2 pseudogenes are annotated in these 943 nt (G+C 53.6%); both read left to right on the top strand.

What is annotated here, in order from left to right:
* Positions 1-542, top strand: a pseudogene (locus QT974_RS13900) (hypothetical protein); the annotation flags it as partial.
* A 77-nt stretch (positions 543-619) separates the two neighbouring features.
* A pseudogene (locus QT974_RS13895) lies at positions 620-943 on the top strand (DUF4142 domain-containing protein); the annotation flags it as partial.

Here is a 943-nt window from a genome sequence, read left to right as displayed (position 1 = left end):
CTGACACGACAGGCACGGGTACTAGCGGTACGACAGGCACAACTGACACGACAGGCACGGGTACTAGCGGTACGACAGGCACAACTGACACGACAGGTACTAGCGGTACCAGCGGTACAACTGGGACGGGCACCAACAGTACAACTGGCACGACAGGTACACCCGGTACTAGCGGTACAACTGGTACAACTGGCACGACAGGTACAGCCGGTACCAGCGGTACCACAGGTACGGGTACTCGCGGTACGACAGGTACGACAGGTACGACAGGTACAGCCGGTACCAGCGGTACGACAGGCACGGGTACTAGCGGTACGACAGGTACGACAGGTACGACAGGTACGACAGGCACGGGTACTAGCGGTACGACAGGTACAACCGATACCAGCGGTACGACATCGGCACCGACTGACACTAATTCTGGAGTTTTGACCGATCGGCGCGATCGCCCCAACAATCTCGGCTGGCTTGGTGCCCTGGGCGCGTTAGGTTTGCTCAACTTGTTTCGCAAAAAAGACGATCCAGCGTCGGTTCGCCGGTAGTTTCGGGCGATTCACGCTCCCGATAGCTTCGCTTCACTTACTAATGAAAACTTGAAAACCTAGAGGCTTAGAAATTCATGACTTCACTCAATCGTAAAAATTTGTTCGCAAAACTGCTTACAGTTGCCGGAATTGCCGGTGTTAGTTCCTTGCTCGCGGTTCCCGGATTTGCAGAATTGAACCGCCAGACTAACGACTCGAACAATTCTAATTCTGCTGGCTTAATTGCGATCGATGCCAACAACAATACAAATCCCGGCGGCCGTCCTTCGGACTCTACGGGTCTCGATGTCAACAATAGCAATTCGAGGGACAGTTTTTCGGAAGCTCCAATGAGCGAGCCAAACAACAATAACAATCCCGATCGCTCTTCGGAAGCTCCTGTGAGCGATCCAAACAAC

It is taken from the genome of Microcoleus sp. BM001215392 (assembly GCF_036700185.1).
Lineage (GTDB): Bacteria > Cyanobacteriota > Cyanobacteriia > Cyanobacteriales > Microcoleaceae > Microcoleus.
This window is presented reverse-complemented; position numbering and strand designations above follow the sequence as displayed.